Source organism: Acinetobacter sp. WC-743, assembly GCF_000335555.1.
GTDB classification, from domain to species: Bacteria; Pseudomonadota; Gammaproteobacteria; order Pseudomonadales; family Moraxellaceae; genus Acinetobacter; species Acinetobacter bereziniae.
Genome location: NZ_AMFQ01000074.1, coordinates 1 through 16,584 on the forward strand (window position 1 = coordinate 1; position 16,584 = coordinate 16,584).

A 16,584-nucleotide genomic window follows, 5' to 3' on the forward strand; every position below is an offset into this window, starting at 1 on the left:
GTGGCTATCCCTCTAAATTGCTTTAACCTACAAAACATATTTTCTACTAAGTGCCTGATTTTATATAAATACCAATCCATATGGTCATTGTTTGATTGGCTATTGGTTTTTTAGGTATATTGCTTTTGTTCCAGTTGCTCTAATCTGCTGTCTTAATGGCTCTGAATCGTAGCCTTTATCTGCACATACAATCTCTGCCTCATTTAAATGAGTTTTGAAATTAAATCAGGTGCGACTTAACATCATGTGTGTTCCATCAGTAATAATGAAATCAATAGGATTCCCATTTGAATCTACAACTAAATGTATTTTGGAGGAGTTTCCTCCTGCACTTTTAGAGATTGCCTGATCAGCAATACCCGCAGAATGTTGATGAGCACGAATATGGGAACCATCGATGAATAGCCATTCCATATCGGTATTCAGTGATAATAATTTGAATATAGTGAGTAACTTACCACTACTTGACCAGCGATTAAAACGTTTAAAAATAGAGTTCGGTTGTCCAAAGCAAGTGGGTATGTCACGCCAAGGACATCCAGTTCTTATCCTATAAAGAATCGCTTCAATAAAATTTCTTAAATTTGAGTTGAGATGAATGGATAAATTACGCAAAATAGCTTTCAACTTTTGCCAGTGTTGATCTGTTAACATGGTACGAGGCATAGCGAATAGTAAAATTGGGTTTGGCGATTTAATTTTACTACTTCGCTATTTTTTAATCTAAAAGTGTCAACACACCCTATTTATTTTCATATACATGATCATGCTATACTACTGACGTACAAAGTTTTTACTTATTTTCCTCCATCTTTGTCTGATTCGACACTTCTTTTGATGGAACTGCCTTGCTTTGTCACAACAATAACCACAGATAAGATTTTACTACAGGCATAAATTTCCCATGTTAGAGTTTACTTTTTTAGGGACATCTTCAGGTGTACCTACATTAACACGCAATGTTTCAGGCTTAGCCATTCATTATGGCAAAACTAAAGATTGGATTCTTGTCGATGCCGGTGAAGGAACACAGCATAGAGTTCAACAAGCCAAACTATCCTTACAGCACTTAAAAGCAATTTGCATTACTCATGTTCACGGCGATCATTGTTATGGCTTGATGGGCTTGCTCGCAAGTGCAGGCATGAACGGACGTAAAGATCCTATCACCATCATTGCACCTAAAGAGATTCAAGACTGGTTGGAAGCAACTCGTCATTTAACTGAGTTGTTTCTACCCTACCCGCTTCATTTTATTAACTCCCATACATTCAATAGCAGTTTTGAATTGGATGAAAAACTTTCGATTGAGGTTCACTCTTTACATCATCGTGTACCTAGTTATGCTTATGCTTTTAAAGCAACATCATTTCAGCGCAAACTGGATCATCAACGATTAGTTCAATTAGAAATTCCGAAAGGTAAGCTTTGGGGCGATTTGCAACAAGGACTGACTATTGAGTGGAATGGACAACTTCTTCATGGAAAAGATTTTGTAATTGAAAATACACAGCATGTATCTGCAATTGTCAGTGGAGATAACGACCAGCCTGAATTATTGAAAGATGCTTGTAAAAATGCGGCGCTGTTAATTCATGAAACCACCTACACACAAGCGGTATTAGATAAAGTTGGTTCTGGTCCAATGCACAGCTCTGCAAAAATAGTCGCAGAATTTGCGCAAATGATGAGCTTACCGAATTTGATTGCCACGCATCTCAGTGCGCGTTATCACGATGCTGATGGTGTTCAAAAAATTCATGATGAAATTGCAGAGTATTATCATGGTCATTTTTATATTGCTGATGATTTCCATCGCTATACACTCAGTGCGAGCGGCGAACTCACGCTTATTAAATAACTTTAGCCTTGGGGAAAGTGATTTTCCCAAGACTTCTTTAACGCTATATTCGTTTTAAATATCCGCCTATAAAAGATAAATAGTTCAGATCAAAAACTTTTTAGAATTCCTATGTATCCTCTGGATTCTATTAAGCTTGTTATTTATTTTCATCATTGTTCTTGGTTTGATCAGCTATAGATAGGATTCATCAAGAATTCCAAGTTGTGTAAAAAAAAGCCACTAACCATAGTCAATCTGTTGAAAAATTCATACAGTAGAATATCATTTCTGTTGATCAATAAAATTAAAGCGATGAATATATTGTTCGATGATATAAGCCTTGCACTGCCACGCTTTAGCTCTAGAGTTTAAATTGTTTTGCGTAGGCGATACTTTACTTTTCAGAGATGAAAAGTAACAAAAATCTTCCGTTGAGCGAGGGGTACATCCTAATACCCCCGCTCAACATGGCGACATCCATGTCGCCTCGTGATAGCAAGACTGTTTATGATTCAAAAGTACAAAATAAATAAATCATCCAAATTACTTTTATGAATAATCAGACGGTTTGACTATATTTATTTACCGCATGATTTGTCTTGGCGATTTGATTGGATCATCTATTTAGAAAATATGCTACACCGCTCAAAATGAACTTTTTTCTCAAGTCTTTGCAATTTGGACTTTTCGACCCACTTTTTTATATATTTATATATTGCGCTGATACCACTATTTTTCTATAGGTGTTGGCTATCTTTTTTTATTTACACAACATTAGAGACTTTAATTTTTAATTATAGAAAAATAGAAATAAAGATAAAATCATATAAATAAAGATATTAAATTTATGTTCTAAACAATTAAAAAGTTGAAAATTAAATTTTATAAAACAATTTTATCTTATAAAAATCAAAAATTTAAAAATATATTTCACCTTAAAAAGCAAACTTGGCACACTCTCTGCAATATAACAATCAAGATATTAAAATTTACTTGAGGATGCTGTCATGGCGAACAAGACAATTTTTGCCTCGAAACAACAGGCAAAGCCAAAAACCATTGAATATAATGAAGCTGGTGGGCGTGCATATACATTAAAATCTCGTGCCGCATTAGCACAACTCACAGCGACAGGTACGCTGAATCAGACTTTTTATCAAAATGCACAAGTACAACTTGATCATATTCTCAACCTCGCACTTGAAGTAGAGCCTGCATTTGTTGCTAAAACTGCAATTTATGCACGTCAAAAAGCACAGATGAAAGATACACTTGTCGTATTATTGGCATTGCTGTCTGAGCTAGATACGGAACTCTTTAAGCAAATCTTTCCATTAATTATTGATAATGGAAAACAGCTTAGAAATTTTGTACAAATCATGCGTTCAGGAATGATCGGACGTAAGTCTTTAGGTTCATTACCAAAACGTCTGGTAAACGAATGGATTCTCTCTGCATCTGTTCAACAATTGCTTGCTGCCAATGTTGGTAACAGCCCTTCGCTTGCTGATGTACTAAAAATGACGCATCCAAAACCCAAGACTGTTGAACAAGATGCATTTTTTGCTTATGTATTGGGTAAAGAATATCAGTTTGAACACCTCCCTGCCCAAGTACAGGCATTGGAAAAGTTTCGATCAGGTGTAAGCACAGAATTGCCCAAAGTACCTATGCAACTTTTAACCCATCTGAATCTTACTACACAGCAGTGGGCAGAAATTGCCTGTCATGGTTCTTGGCAAATGCTTCGTATGAACTTAAATACGTTCTTACGTCACGATGTCTTCAAAATCAAAGGAATGACTAAAATCATTGCTGATAAATTGATGGATGAACAAGCGATTAAAAAAAGTCGTGTATTCCCCTATCAATTGATGATGGCATGGTCTGCACTTGCTGAAGGTATGCCACCTGAAATTGCCAAAGCATTAAAGTTTGCGGTGCAATGTTCAATTTCAAATGTACCTAAACTCCAAGGTAATGTTGTGATTGCGATTGATGTTTCTGGTTCGATGTCAAGTTCCATCACTGGTTACCGTCAGGGAGCAACCTCACAATTGCGTTGTGTGGATGTAGCAGCATTATTTGCGAGTGCATTTAAATATGTAAATCCAAATATTCGCTTGATGGCTTTTGATACTGAAGTACGTCAGTTATCCAATTTAAGCAAAGTGCAAGAATATTTGAAAAGAAAAAATCTGATGAAACAGCCAAATTTAGAAATTGATATTTTTGCTCTGGCAAAAAAATTTGCCAATATGTGTGGTGGAGGAACGGATTGTTCTAAGCCATTAGCACTATTGGTCAAAGAAAATGCCAAAGTCGATATGGTGATTTATTTCTCGGACAATGAATCTTGGGCAGATCAAATCCCAAGAGCGCATCGCCAAACAGGGATGATGCATTATTGGAAACAGTTAAAACAACTTAATCCTGATGCAAAACTGGTATGTGTTGATTTACAACCTTATGCGACAACTCAACTCCCCGAGCAAAAAGATGTCATGAACATTGGTGGGTTTTCAGATAACGTATTTAAATTGATTGAAAGCTTTGCCAATAATGAAATGCATGTAAATCATTGGATAAGTGAAATCGAAAACATAGACTTAACGCAAATTCAGTCACATGTTAGCTGAGTTTGCTCCCTCATTTAACATCTTGTATTCAAGTCTCTGCATCAAATGATGTAACTTGAGGCAATGATGTTAGATAAAAAGCACAAATGCCATAGGAACTACATTTTTCCAGAATGAAGTGTTTCTATATAAAGTTGTTGTGCTGAGTAAAACTGTTGCCAAATGCAGATAGAACTACATTACTTTGAATAATTGATGTTTTATCGAAAACTTGTTGGCAATATTTAATGCATAAAATGCGTTGAGGACTACATCTTTAATGCGTAGGTCGATGGTTCAAATCCATCCTTTTCATTCTTAGCTAAGATTGAAAAGTAGCTCAGCTGGATAGAGCAACGAAACGTCTTCAACATTTTGTTTATGCAATGCGGTAACAATGATTCAAGTACATCAAATGCAATGAGGACTACATTACTCGTTTGTCGGTGTTTCGATACCACCCTGTGTGGCAACACACAGTAGCTCAGTCGGTAGAGCCACGATCGTCCTCAACTCCTTGTTGATGTATACTTGGTCATCATGAATCATGTTGTAATTAAGCAATTACAAATGCAGATCGGATTACATGGTAACGCTTTTGCGCAGGGTTCAAGTCCCGATCGTGATGACTCACGAAAATCTGATCAAAATTTGTTGTGATTGCGTTTTTTTAACGTAAGTTCAAACTAACGACATCTTCAAATGATTGAAAAATAATGTTCTTAGCGGAGTCTTACTGCGCTTTTTTCTTTCTTTGGATCATACTGTCTCAGATAGTTACGGATAACACATCCAAGTATTTTATTTTACTAAAAGTTTTATCGAATGTAGGTAAACCTCATACAGATGAAACTGCATCAAGCCCGTGTTTTAAGAATATCGCTTGTGAATTGATCGACGATTTGCTAGTTTAATCGTTCAATTTAAAACCAGAGACAGGTGTCAGTCTTTAAAACGCAAAACATGTCTATTAAAGTCCTCGTGAAAGACAGCAATCTCGATCTTGCTTTAGAGAAACTAAGAGTTAAAAAATACTATTTAGAAACCAACCACTGGTATAAGAAATGCCAGAATTATCATGAAAAACCGCCAAGTAAAAGTCGTAAAAAAAACGAACTGAAACTTTTACATGGGCATAGCCAAATCCTAGAAGATGATCCTCTCTCACTCAGGTTAAAAATCCATATCGAAGAACATTATCAACCCACTGATGATCATACGGTATGGGATATGAGCAAATATTAAGAATCACAGATTTCATCAAACTCAACTTGGGAGAAAAAATTCTCCCAAGCTAGATTTCATACTATACTCTGCACATGATAGATACCCTGAATAATAACAATGCGTGCTTGGTTTGCTTTCCTCTTATTCCCTTTACTCATTTTTGTATTTTTATTTTTCTTCTATGTCATTTTTTTGCTTTCACTCACTTTGGGTTGCGGCTTCCATCAAGAGAACATCCCAACCTGCTCAAAAATTTATTATTTTTCAATTATATCAATCTTTCCAATTGCAATTTGGTTCGGCTATTTTACCACTAAATTTGCACCACATTGTGGAAGATATTTGCTGAGTAGTATTTATAACCTAATGTTTTCAACTACTTTATTTGCATATTTACAAGGCTCTAAAATAAACCTGATCTTTTCTATTGGTTTTAGCCTACTTTTCTTATTATGTTTAGGCATTGGTTGTTTTATATTTTATTTAAAATATAAAAATAGATAGATTACTATCTAAAATAATATTTAAATTTGCATAATTTTTTTTAAAATATGTATTTAAAGAAAAATTTAAATACATTTATTAATTAAATATCAATATCTTATAAAATAAAATCAATAAAAAAAACAAAGTTGGCACACTCTCTGCAATATATAGAGCATACATCATGAGATGTATATAAATATCACCTGCCTGCAACCGCTTGGCAGGCAGGTTTTGCAAAGGATAAAAGCAATGACTATGTCAGTATCAGGACAAATTGAAAAACAAGCATCCAATGAGCGTGCTTATAATATTATTCAGGATAAAAAAGGTGTCCCTATAAAAATGTGGACCAAAGATGTGCCTGTCGATGAGAAATCAAAAGAACAATTATTAAAGACAGCGCAAATGCCATTTATTTATAAATGGATGGCAGTGATGCCAGATGTACATGTCGGAATCGGAGCAACAATTGGGAGTGTTATTCCAACCAAAGGTGCAATTATTCCCGCTGCTGTTGGTGTAGATATTGGTTGTGGGATGATGGCAGCACGTACCTCGCTTACTGCATCAGACTTACCCAATAATTTACATGCACTGCGTACCGAGCTTGAACGCTTGATCCCACATGGAATGACCAAAGGTCGTGGTCGCCGAGATCGTGGGTCTTGGGATACACCAACAGCGCGAGTAGACCAAGCTTGGGCTGAGTTAGTGGCGGATTTTGAATACATTTGTGCGAAGCATCCACGTTTAAAAAATACCAATAACCATAAACAGTTAGGTACTTTGGGAACTGGGAATCACTTTGTTGAAATCTGTTTAGACGAACATCAACAGGTGTGGATCATGCTACACTCAGGCTCTCGCGGTGTAGGAAATGCAATCGGTAATCACTTTATCGAACTGGCGCGTAAAGATATGCAAAAGCATTTTATTAACTTGCCTGATAAAGATTTAGCTTACTTGGTAGAAGGTACGGAGCATTTTGACGATTATTGGTTTGCGGTTGGATGGGCACAACGTTTTGCCATGAAAAACCGTGAGTTAATGATGGAAGCGGCTGTGCAAGCTTTGCGTATCATTATAAATAAACCCTTTAATGCTAAGGTTGAGGCGGTTAATTGTCATCATAATTATGTGGATAAAGAGGAACACTTTGGTCAGGAAGTGCTGGTAACACGTAAAGGTGCTGTACGTGCCCGTTTGGGTGAGTATGGGATTATTCCAGGTTCAATGGGTGCGAAGTCATTTATTGTCAAAGGTAAGGGAAATCAGGAATCTTTCTGCTCATGTTCACATGGTGCTGGTCGTGTACATAGCCGTACTGCAGCGAAAAAGTTGTTTACTGTAGAAGATCAGATTGAACAGACCCAAGGTGTAGAATGCCGTAAAGATGCAGCCGTGATTGATGAGATTCCATCGGCATATAAGCCAATTGAAGATGTGATGAAAGCACAAAGCGATTTGGTTGAAGTGGTTTACACTTTAAGTCAGGTTGTTTGTGTAAAGGGTTAGTATCATGATGACCACATTAGAAAAATACCAAAGCTTAGAAGACATTATAAGGTTTGCCGAATCAATCCACGTTGATACATTACGTCAGCAAACCTTATATGAAATTGTGGTGTTAAATATCAATTAAAGATATAGGAAAAATAAAATGAAACTTGCAGAAGCACTCTTATTACGAAGCGATCAACAAAAGAAACTCGCTTCATTGAAACAACGTATCAATGCAAATGTATTGGTACAAGACGGTGATGAGCCATCGGAAGATCCAAACGAGTTATTAAAGCAAGTATTTGCATTAACTCAAGAATCTCAAAAACTTGTTTATGCCATTCATCAAACCAATGCTTTGGCAAAATTAACGGATGGTCGTTCATTATTGGCTTTACTGACTCAACGTGATGAGCTTGTGGAGCGCCATAAAATTTTAACGTCTGCTATCAGCAACACTCAACGTGAACCAGATCGCTATAGTGCACGTGAAATCAAATGGCATAAGGTAATTCCAGTATCATCCTTGCAAAAACAATCCGATGATATCAGTGCTAAATTACGTGATTTAAATGTATTAATACAAGCCACAAACTGGCAAGTTGATTTACTGGACGTTTAAAGCGATCATTTAAAAGCTTTGATCAGCTTTAGCCGATCAGATTTGGAATATATTGGGCGAGTACAAGATCTAAGGCTGTATAGATTGAAATAAAAGTCAGCATCATTTTTGGGTAATGACAGCGAAGCGGATTTAGGGCGGAAACGAACCAATCAATCCATCACTAAGCATCATTTAAACCTTTGTGAATCAAAGTGACTATTTATAATAGCATTACCACGTACTGACAATATATTTCACTTTTTCTCAAATGATTCGTCATTTGAGATCACCCGAACATACTGGGCGAGTGCAAGATCCCCTACCTCCACAACACAGGATTGAAAATAGTGTAGTGGCTTGATGAGCGAGCGGGTTAGCTTAAAACCATAAGCACAAATCAACCCATCACTACAAACAAGGCAAACCTTTGTGAAAGCAAAGTCACAATGCACCTAGCATTACCATGTACTGACAGTATGTTCACCTTTTTTTGGAGTTTGAATGAATTACCCCTGTTCTTATTGTCATCATGACACTCGAGATCAGCCTCGGGTAATTTTGACTATGAAATTTGTCCCGTTTGTCTTTGGGAATATGACTGTGTAGAAAATAATGATGCAAATTCAAAAGTGGAGCGAATGCGATCTCTTTAGCTGAGGCACAGTATAACGATCCATAATATGGTGTAAATGAATTACATTTTATAAAACATGTCCGAAAACCAAATGATTTAGCAAGAAATGATGAAATAGAAAATGAACACATTAGTAAAAAATAAAACCATCCAAATAGATGGCTCACTGGGCGAAGGCGGCGGGCAAATTTTAAGAACTGCGCTTTCCCTATCTATGCTAACAGGTATTCCTTTTGAGCTTATCAATATCCGTGCAGGTCGAAAGAAACCTGGCTTAATGCGTCAGCATTTGGTTTGCGTGCAAGCTTCTCAACATATCAGTCATGCAATTGTTGAAGGTGCTGAGTTAAATTCACAAAAATTGTATTTTCAACCTCAACAGGTTCAGCCAGGAAAATATGATTTTCATATCGGTTCCGCAGGTAGCACAATTTTGGTTTTGCAAACACTCCTTCCTGCACTCATGATGCAACCAGAAGTAAGTCAATTGAGTATTCACGGCGGAACACATAACCCTTTGGCACCCACAGCAGATTTTATTCAACATTGTTTCCTGCCTTTTATTCAAAAGCTTGGCATAGAAGTTGATTTTAAATGCGAACGCGCTGGCTTTTTTCCGATTGGTGCAGGTCAAATCAATATCACCATTCATCCATGGAACAATAAACTTGAGCAATCTATTTTAACCAAGGGTAAATTACTGGAAATACATGGTTTTGCAGCAGCCTTAAACATCCAACAAGATATTGCAGATCGAGAGTTAGATGTCTTGAATAATAAACTTGGTTTAAATCAACGTAAACGTATTAATTTTCAAGGGATCAGCCAAGGCAACACTGCATTTGTTATCTTAAATTATGAACACCATCAGCAAGTCTTTTCAGCTTTAGGTGAAAAGAAAAAATGTGCTGAAAAAGTGGCACATGATTTAGCCAAAGAGGTGAAAGCCTATTTGAACTCACATGCTGTGGTTGATGAATATTTAGCCGACCAACTTTTATTACCTTTGGCTTTAGGCAAAGGTGGTGAATTTACAGCACAAGTATTGAGCGATCACACTAAAACCCAAGCTGAAATGATTCAAAAATTTTTAGACTGTGATATTCAGATCGAAGCATTAAACGATATTTTTAAGATCCGTGTGGTGACTTAATCTTTGCCTTATGATGGCTTAACCATTAAATTGCCCACCCTTTTAATCACTTATCCTAATGTGCCAATTCATATTAATTTTCATGTTTATTGGCACATTATGTAAATATTTATTATGACTATCCATTATATAATCAATACCTTAGATCAATGTATTTTTAAATTGAACTAAAATATTCAAATAAAGGATAAGGGAAATGAAGAAAGTTTTATTTGGGGCAATGTGTATGGTGCTTTTTACATCTTCAGCTTTTGCAGAGGATATCACAGGGACTTGGCGTTATATTGACGACAAAACAGGCGAAGCCAAAGGTTTGGTTAAAATCGAAAAACAAAGTAATGGAACTTATGCAGGAACAGCTTTAAAAGCAACACCACGTCCAGGCTATACACCTAAAGAATTTTGTACCAATTGCCCTGCCCCTTATACCAATAAACCGATCATTGGTTTACAAGTAATCTCTGGCTTAAAAACAGATGATCATGTGAATTACACCGATGGAAAAATCATTGATCCTGTTTCTGGAAAAATCTACCGCCTAAAAGGCAAGATCAGCCCGAATGGTAAAAAATTATTTCTTCGTGGTTATTTAGGTATTTCAGTCGTAGGTCGTAGCCAAACTTGGTTACGTGTAGAGTAATTTAACCTTTTCATTAAGACAGCTTATATAAGCTGTCTTTTTTATTTCACCCCAATAATAACGCTGAACACTTAGATTTAACTGTCTAAAGCAAGTTGATATAAAAAATCCAAATGGGTGGGAGCATCCCCCTTATCCAAATTCAAATCACTGGCACGACCACCTAATCGAAGTGCAGGCAGATAACAATACATTTGATCATGCGCTAATTTTCCATATTTTTCTTGTGCTTGGCTCAGCGCTGATTTTTCTAAAAACTGCTCTATGATTTCATCATCACACAACCATTCATTAAAAAAGTCATTCAATGACCAAACCGTTACTCCAATATCAGAATTGTGTGGATCCATAAATGAAATATCTTCATCGCCTGCATCGCTTAGACGCCGATAGTAGAACACTATTCCAAAAGCAGATATTGCAATAGGCAACCGCGTCATATCAAGTTCATCTTTCATTAACCATGACCACAATACGTCCTGATAACGTTCAGGATCAATGATCTGAATTAGACCATTCCCATAGAAACCAAAACCATGCTCACGCCAGAGCTCAAGCAAAGCATCTGGTAAATAAGATTGATATTTTTTAATAATTTCAATGTTGACTGTATTGCCCACCTGATCTACAGGAAACTTATCAATAAATGATTGTAATTGCATTGTTATTCTCAAACCTAAATTGCTTAACCAAGGCTCAAGCTTAGCCTTTCCACTCAAAACCACTAAAGGCATTATCTTGTTTTAAAGAATTTTCCACAGCATTTGCCAATTGCTTAATCATGCTTTGAGTGGCTATTTTTTTAAACCACACCTGCTCCTCATCTGCATGTGCAGAAATTTCACAGGTCAACAAACCTTGATCATTTAAACGACAATTCACACCTAAACCTATCGGATGATTTTCCACACTCACTGCCAAATCTTCATGAGAAGATGTCGTTTCCGCCTTAAAACCATATTGAGAAAGTTGTTTTAACAATAAATCCGTTACATACGCCTGAGTAACATGGCATGCATTTTGACCATAACCATTGCTTTTAACATGATTTTCGCAGTTTGCAGTAAATTGTAATGTTCTCATTGCTTCATCCAAAAGGCTTTATAGTTGTATGGTTTTAGAATAAGCAATATAAACAAAACAGCCAAGCTTTTGCTTGGCTGTTTTCAATTAATTATACAAATATTAGACAAGTATTATCGAGACACAATTCCGCTTTATTCAGAAACTTGAATCTCAAGTCCAGCCTGATTCGAAAGCTGAGTGAATGTAGGGAAACTAGTGGCAACAGTTTCAGTTCCCACAATTTTAATCTCACCAGAATTACGTAAACCAGCCATTGAGAAACTCATTGCAATACGATGATCATGATGTGATTCAATTTCACCACCAGTGAAAATCGCAGACCAGTCTCCTGACTTACCTTTTCCTTCGATGATGATGCCATCATCTGTAGGCGTACAATCTATACCTAAAGTCTTTAAACCATCAGCCATCACTTGAATACGGTCAGATTCTTTGACTCTTAATTCAGCTGCACCTGTCAGAACAGTTTGCCCTTCAGCACATGCAGCAGCAATAAACAAAGATGGAAATTCATCAATCGCCAATGGCACTTGATCTTCAGGCATATGAATACCTTTCAATGTACGCGTACCACGAATACGAATATCCGCAATCGGCTCACCGCCAGCGATGCGTTCATTTTCAACAGTGAGGTCTGCACCCATTTGTTTAAGAATTTCAATCACACCTGTACGTGTTGGGTTAATCCCAACGGCTTCAAGCGTAACATCTGAACCCTCTGTAATCGCAGCACCCACCATAAAAAAGGCAGCAGAAGAAATATCTGAAGGAACTTGAATCTCAGTACCTACCAACTTTCCACCACCTTGCAGTGAAATACGATTTCCTTCTGTTTTTACTTCATAACCAAATGCACGCAACATACGTTCTGTATGGTCACGTGTTGGTTCTGGTTCAGTAACAGATGTTTCACCTTCAGCCCATAAACCCGCCAACAGAATTCCTGATTTCACCTGTGCAGAAGCCATAGGTAAATCGTAATGAATTCCTTTCAATGCTTGAGCACCCGTAATAGAAACAGGCGGTGTACCACGTTCGCCCGTAGTTTGAATCTGTGCGCCCATTTCACGCAAAGGCTTGGCTATACGCTCCATTGGACGTTTAGACAAAGAAGCATCACCCGTCATAACAGAGTCAAATTGTTGTGCAGACAACATTCCTGAGAGCAAACGCATTGAGGTGCCCGAGTTCCCCATATACAACGCTGTTTTAGGCGCTTTTAAGCCATTGATTCCCACACCATGAATGGTCACTTCACCATTTTTCGGACCTTCAATACTTACCCCCATATCACGGAACGCTTGAAGTGTTGCTAAAGCATCTTCACCTTCGAGAAAGCCCGTCACATGTGTAGTTCCTTCAGCAATCGCTCCAAACATGATGGAACGATGAGACACTGACTTGTCACCTGGTATGGTAAATTTACCCTTAAATGTCTTCTCACCCGGCAAAATGGTAAATTGTTGTGTCACCTTATTGTTCTCCATCAAAGGTTTATTGGCGAGCATATGATTGAAATGTTGGCGTGCCGCTTGTGCATGACCAAGCAATCCCATCAAGGCTTGTGAATTTTCATCTTCAATCAGTTGACGCAAAGTTGCGAGTTGCGCTTCAAATCCATCTACAGCTTTGAGTATGGCTTTTTTATTGGCAAAAAAAATGTCATGCCACATTTGTGGATCACTGGCTGCAATACGTGAGAAATCTCGAAATCCACCGGCTGCATAGCGGAAAATATCTAAATTATCTTCACGGTTTGCAAGCTGTTCAACCAGATTAAATGCCATCAAATGCGGTAAATGACTGGTATGTGCCAAAACCTCATCATGCTTTTCAACATCCATACAAATCACTTCAGCTTTAGCTGCCTGCCAAAGTTGAATCAGCTTTTCAACAGCCCATTCCGCACTACTCGGTAATGGCGTTAAAATCACTTTGTGATTGGCAAATAAATCCACCTTACCTGCATGAACACCCGTATGTTCAGCACCAGCAATAGGATGTCCGGGTACAAAACCGACCGGAATATTCTGACCATATACCGCATGTGCAGCTTCGACCACATTGCCTTTGGTACTGCCTACATCGGTAATAATCGCATTTTCAGATAGATAAGGTTTTATTGTTTCGAGAATTTTTTGCGTTGCACGAACAGGCAAAGCCAAAACAATTAAATCTGCATCTCGAACTGCATCAACTGGATCACTAAAACCTTCAGAAATAATCCCTAAAGCTTTAGCATCTTCTAAGGTTTTTTTTGAACGTGTTGCAGCAACAACATTTTCTGCAAGATGTTCTGCTGCGATCACACGCGCCAAACTTGAGCCAATCAGCCCAAGTCCAATAAAAGCAACTTTTTTAAATAAAGGTTGTGACATGACGATTTTAAACTACCCTCTTCACAACAACTTTAAAGTACAGCGATTGGATAAGAACCCAGTACACGTACTTCTTTAACTAACGGGCGTATATCCTCAATCGCAGCTTTAACATTGTCTTGTTCCACATGACCCTCTAAGTCGATGAAGAATACATATGCCCATTTCTCAGGCAATGCTGGGCGGGTTTCAATACTGGTCAGACTAATATTGTGCTTGGCAAATGGTGCAAGAATTTCCAACAAAGCACCAGCACGATCATGTGCTGAAATTAACAATGACGTTTTATCATTACCGCTTTGTGGAACTTTCTCACGCCCAATCACCAAGAAACGTGTGGTATTTTCAGGATTATCTTCAATATTGCCGTGCAAGATTTCCAAGTCATAAATACTTGCAGCGACATCAGATGCAATTGCTGCCGAATGCCATTCATTACGAATACGACGAGCAGCTTCTGCATTAGAACTTAAGGCAACACGCTCCACACCTGGATAATGAGCATCAAGCCATTTACGACATTGTGCTAAGGTTTGTTGATGCGCATAAATTTGTTTAATGCTGTCCTTACGTGTATTTGATGAAATCAGGAATTGATGATGAATACGTAATTCAACCTCACCAATCACATTCAAATGTGATGCTTTAAAACAATCTAATGTATGGTTAACAACCCCTTCTGATGAGTTTTCAACGGGTACTAAACCATAGTGCGCACTTCCTGCTTCAACTTCACGGAATACTTCATCTATTGTTGGCAATGGGCGAACCACAGCATCTTGACCAAAATGTTTTAAGACTGCTGAGTGAGTATACGTTCCGACTGGACCCAAGAATGCAATACTTTGTGGTGCTTCAAGTGCTAAGCATGCCGACATAATTTCACGGAATAAACGAGCCATTGTTTGATCTGACAAGGGTCCTTCATTACGCTCCATAACTTTACGTAAAACTTGTGCCTCACGTTCTGGACGATAAAACAACGGATTCTCTTCTGATGCAAATTTTGCTTTAGCAACTGCTTCCGCCAGTTTTGCACGGCGATTGATGAGTTGTTGAATTTGTTGATCTACAGAATCAATATCTTCACGGATTTGAGCAAGATCTAGAGAAGTCGTTTTTTGATCATCGTTGATCATTGTTATATCGCCCTTTGAAAGTCAAGAATTACGAAAAGTCTAAGTTTTAGACCCAAAACAGTATAACAATAGTTCAGTTAAATTTGTTGAGCAATAACGCTTTTATCGATGATTCCGTTATTGCCACCACTTTGAATAAAATATCAGCAATGTATGAGTAAACTCCGCTATCCATTACTTACAAAGTAGCTATGGAATTTTAAGCATTGCCCACTATGATTAAAATTAAAAGCGGATTTCGAGACAAAGAAAATGAATAAAAAAATCGCTGTTCTCATCACCCATGATTTCGAAGATACGGAATATCATCATCCCGTAGAAGCTTTTCGTGCCGCAAGTCATTCTGTTCGAAATATAGAAAAATCCGCAGGCAACATTGTCTATAGCCAACAACGTAAATCTTCCGTCAGTATAGATTTAGGGATTGATGATATTTCAGTTAAAGATTTTGATGCCTTAATGATTCCAGGCGGGCAATCACCTTATCATTTAAAGAAAGATCCGCGTTTCATTGATTTTCTCCGCAGTTTTGCCAATGCACAAAAACCGATTTTTCTGTGTTGTTACAGCCCTCAACTCTTGATCGACGCACAGATTGCAATTGGTCGTCGTTTGACCTCGATTGATGAATTGATCAAAGAATTAAAAGATGCGGGCGCGGTTATTTTTGATCGTGAAGTTGTGAACGACAATAATCTTTATATTTCTTCACGTTCGACTTATGAACTGCCCATTTTTATCGATGAATGCTTAAATGTATTGAGGGTTTGATTGAATTTTTATTCACGATTCAGCATTAAACCAAAGATATATTTTAAGCTTTATATTCAAATTTAACCTGATAATTTCTTGTTATTGATTAAACAGATAAAGCAATTGAGAATAAAATTCTGTCGCCTAAGTAGATTTTTTCTTTGTTACGAATTTCTGCTTTAAGTGGGAGCAAATAACCTTCTGATTGCTTGTCTGGAAATATTGAAGTTTTCCATACTCTTTGCCCTACTGTCACAGTAACAGATATAAGACCCCAACTTTGCCTTTGAAGTAGATAGTTTTTTATTTCCATGGCTTGTTGTTTAGGAATAATCACATAGTGCCAGCCACCAGCACCAGAATAACGCTGAACTGTGGATTCAACTGAAAATTGTATTTCATTGTCAATCATTTAATTTTCTCTAAAATTTAAACTTTCCTCATGATTATATGTATTCCTTTTACACCCCTCTAAGAACAATCAATATGATTAGCTGATCCTAAATTCGATATAAAATTCTTG

Annotated in this window: 15 protein-coding genes and 1 pseudogene; 10 read left to right on the plus strand and 6 right to left on the minus strand. The window is 37.3% G+C overall.

Features of this window, described 5'->3' with window-relative positions:
• A pseudogene (locus ACINWC743_RS09540) lies at window positions 1–666 on the minus strand (IS5 family transposase); the annotation flags it as partial.
• Between the two features lie 238 nt (window positions 667–904).
• Here ACINWC743_RS09540 and ACINWC743_RS09545 point away from each other — a divergent pair.
• The 9 genes from ACINWC743_RS09545 to ACINWC743_RS09575 all read left to right on the plus strand — a co-directional run bounded on the left by ACINWC743_RS09545 (window position 905) and on the right by ACINWC743_RS09575 (window position 10,705).
• Window positions 905–1,861, plus strand: coding sequence for a ribonuclease Z (locus ACINWC743_RS09545; RefSeq protein ID WP_009585278.1), 957 nt, complete (start codon window positions 905–907; stop codon window positions 1,859–1,861).
• A 989-nt stretch (window positions 1,862–2,850) separates the two neighbouring features.
• Window positions 2,851–4,482 carry a TROVE domain-containing protein gene (locus tag ACINWC743_RS09550; RefSeq protein WP_009585266.1) on the plus strand — a complete coding sequence of 544 codons (1,632 nt, stop codon included), beginning with the start codon at window positions 2,851–2,853 and terminating at the stop codon, window positions 4,480–4,482.
• Window positions 4,483–5,424: 942 nt separating this feature from the next.
• Entirely contained in the window at window positions 5,425–5,706 is a 282-nt protein-coding gene (locus ACINWC743_RS09555; protein WP_035300868.1) for a hypothetical protein, read from the plus strand.
• A gap of 723 nt (window positions 5,707–6,429) precedes the next feature.
• The gene (locus ACINWC743_RS09560; protein ID WP_009585272.1) at window positions 6,430–7,689 is read left to right on the plus strand and encodes an RtcB family protein; all 1,260 of its coding nucleotides are present in this window, start codon (window positions 6,430–6,432) and stop codon (window positions 7,687–7,689) included.
• 4 nt (window positions 7,690–7,693) lie between these two features.
• Window positions 7,694–7,816 (plus strand): hypothetical protein, encoded by a 123-nt coding sequence (locus ACINWC743_RS25085; RefSeq protein WP_009585281.1) that lies wholly within the window; start codon window positions 7,694–7,696, stop codon window positions 7,814–7,816.
• An 18-nt stretch (window positions 7,817–7,834) separates the two neighbouring features.
• Window positions 7,835–8,296, plus strand: a complete 462-nt coding sequence (locus tag ACINWC743_RS09565; protein ID WP_009585269.1) for a DIP1984 family protein — start codon at window positions 7,835–7,837, stop codon at window positions 8,294–8,296.
• Between the two features lie 551 nt (window positions 8,297–8,847).
• Window positions 8,848–8,931, plus strand: coding sequence for a hypothetical protein (locus ACINWC743_RS24830; protein WP_227510902.1), 84 nt, complete (start codon window positions 8,848–8,850; stop codon window positions 8,929–8,931).
• 102 nt (window positions 8,932–9,033) lie between these two features.
• Window positions 9,034–10,065, plus strand: coding sequence for an RNA 3'-terminal phosphate cyclase (gene rtcA, locus ACINWC743_RS09570; RefSeq protein ID WP_035300871.1), 1,032 nt, complete (start codon window positions 9,034–9,036; stop codon window positions 10,063–10,065).
• Window positions 10,066–10,261: 196 nt separating this feature from the next.
• Window positions 10,262–10,705: a DUF2147 domain-containing protein gene (locus ACINWC743_RS09575; protein ID WP_004824518.1), complete on the plus strand. Its 444-nt coding sequence runs from the start codon at window positions 10,262–10,264 to the stop codon at window positions 10,703–10,705.
• A 77-nt stretch (window positions 10,706–10,782) separates the two neighbouring features.
• Here the strand turns inward: ACINWC743_RS09575 and ACINWC743_RS09580 are convergent, their stop codons facing one another.
• From ACINWC743_RS09580 to pheA, 4 genes are all read right to left on the minus strand, one after another.
• Window positions 10,783–11,367 carry a GAD-like domain-containing protein gene (locus ACINWC743_RS09580; protein ID WP_009585273.1) on the minus strand — a complete coding sequence of 195 codons (585 nt, stop codon included), beginning with the start codon at window positions 11,365–11,367 and terminating at the stop codon, window positions 10,783–10,785.
• A 40-nt stretch (window positions 11,368–11,407) separates the two neighbouring features.
• Complete coding sequence (locus tag ACINWC743_RS09585; RefSeq protein ID WP_004824521.1) at window positions 11,408–11,788, minus strand: hypothetical protein; 381 nt, start codon at window positions 11,786–11,788, stop codon at window positions 11,408–11,410.
• A 134-nt stretch (window positions 11,789–11,922) separates the two neighbouring features.
• Window positions 11,923–14,169 (minus strand): bifunctional prephenate dehydrogenase/3-phosphoshikimate 1-carboxyvinyltransferase, encoded by a 2,247-nt coding sequence (locus ACINWC743_RS09590; RefSeq protein ID WP_009585285.1) that lies wholly within the window; start codon window positions 14,167–14,169, stop codon window positions 11,923–11,925.
• A 32-nt stretch (window positions 14,170–14,201) separates the two neighbouring features.
• A complete protein-coding gene (pheA, locus tag ACINWC743_RS09595) occupies window positions 14,202–15,308 on the minus strand; it encodes a prephenate dehydratase (protein ID WP_004824524.1) in 1,107 nt (368 codons plus the stop codon).
• 252 nt (window positions 15,309–15,560) lie between these two features.
• Between pheA and ACINWC743_RS09600 the strand changes: the two genes are divergently transcribed.
• The gene (locus tag ACINWC743_RS09600) at window positions 15,561–16,079 is read left to right on the plus strand and encodes a DJ-1/PfpI/YhbO family deglycase/protease (RefSeq protein WP_004824527.1); all 519 of its coding nucleotides are present in this window, start codon (window positions 15,561–15,563) and stop codon (window positions 16,077–16,079) included.
• Window positions 16,080–16,167: 88 nt separating this feature from the next.
• Here the strand turns inward: ACINWC743_RS09600 and ACINWC743_RS09605 are convergent, their stop codons facing one another.
• Window positions 16,168–16,473 (minus strand): DUF1905 domain-containing protein, encoded by a 306-nt coding sequence (locus ACINWC743_RS09605; protein ID WP_009585283.1) that lies wholly within the window; start codon window positions 16,471–16,473, stop codon window positions 16,168–16,170.
• Between the last annotated feature and the right edge of the window lie 111 nt (window positions 16,474–16,584).

Bases quoted from the DNA above. Each gene is read 5' to 3' on its own strand.
- ACINWC743_RS09560 (WP_009585272.1), top strand. From the start codon at position 6,430: ATGTCAGTATCAGGACAAATTGAAAAACAAGCATCCAATGAGCGTGCT.
- ACINWC743_RS09575 (WP_004824518.1), top strand. From the start codon at position 10,262: ATGAAGAAAGTTTTATTTGGGGCAATGTGTATGGTGCTTTTTACATCT.
- ACINWC743_RS09585 (WP_004824521.1), bottom strand. From the start codon at position 11,788: ATGAGAACATTACAATTTACTGCAAACTGCGAAAATCATGTTAAAAGC.
- ACINWC743_RS09580 (WP_009585273.1), bottom strand. From the start codon at position 11,367: ATGCAATTACAATCATTTATTGATAAGTTTCCTGTAGATCAGGTGGGC.
- ACINWC743_RS09550 (WP_009585266.1), top strand. From the start codon at position 2,851: ATGGCGAACAAGACAATTTTTGCCTCGAAACAACAGGCAAAGCCAAAA.
- ACINWC743_RS09600 (WP_004824527.1), top strand. From the start codon at position 15,561: ATGAATAAAAAAATCGCTGTTCTCATCACCCATGATTTCGAAGATACG.
- ACINWC743_RS09590 (WP_009585285.1), bottom strand. From the start codon at position 14,169: ATGTCACAACCTTTATTTAAAAAAGTTGCTTTTATTGGACTTGGGCTG.
- ACINWC743_RS09555 (WP_035300868.1), top strand. From the start codon at position 5,425: ATGTCTATTAAAGTCCTCGTGAAAGACAGCAATCTCGATCTTGCTTTA.
- ACINWC743_RS09545 (WP_009585278.1), top strand. From the start codon at position 905: ATGTTAGAGTTTACTTTTTTAGGGACATCTTCAGGTGTACCTACATTA.
- ACINWC743_RS09605 (WP_009585283.1), bottom strand. From the start codon at position 16,473: ATGATTGACAATGAAATACAATTTTCAGTTGAATCCACAGTTCAGCGT.
- ACINWC743_RS25085 (WP_009585281.1), top strand. From the start codon at position 7,694: ATGATGACCACATTAGAAAAATACCAAAGCTTAGAAGACATTATAAGG.
- rtcA (WP_035300871.1), top strand. From the start codon at position 9,034: ATGAACACATTAGTAAAAAATAAAACCATCCAAATAGATGGCTCACTG.
- pheA (WP_004824524.1), bottom strand. From the start codon at position 15,308: ATGATCAACGATGATCAAAAAACGACTTCTCTAGATCTTGCTCAAATC.
- ACINWC743_RS09565 (WP_009585269.1), top strand. From the start codon at position 7,835: ATGAAACTTGCAGAAGCACTCTTATTACGAAGCGATCAACAAAAGAAA.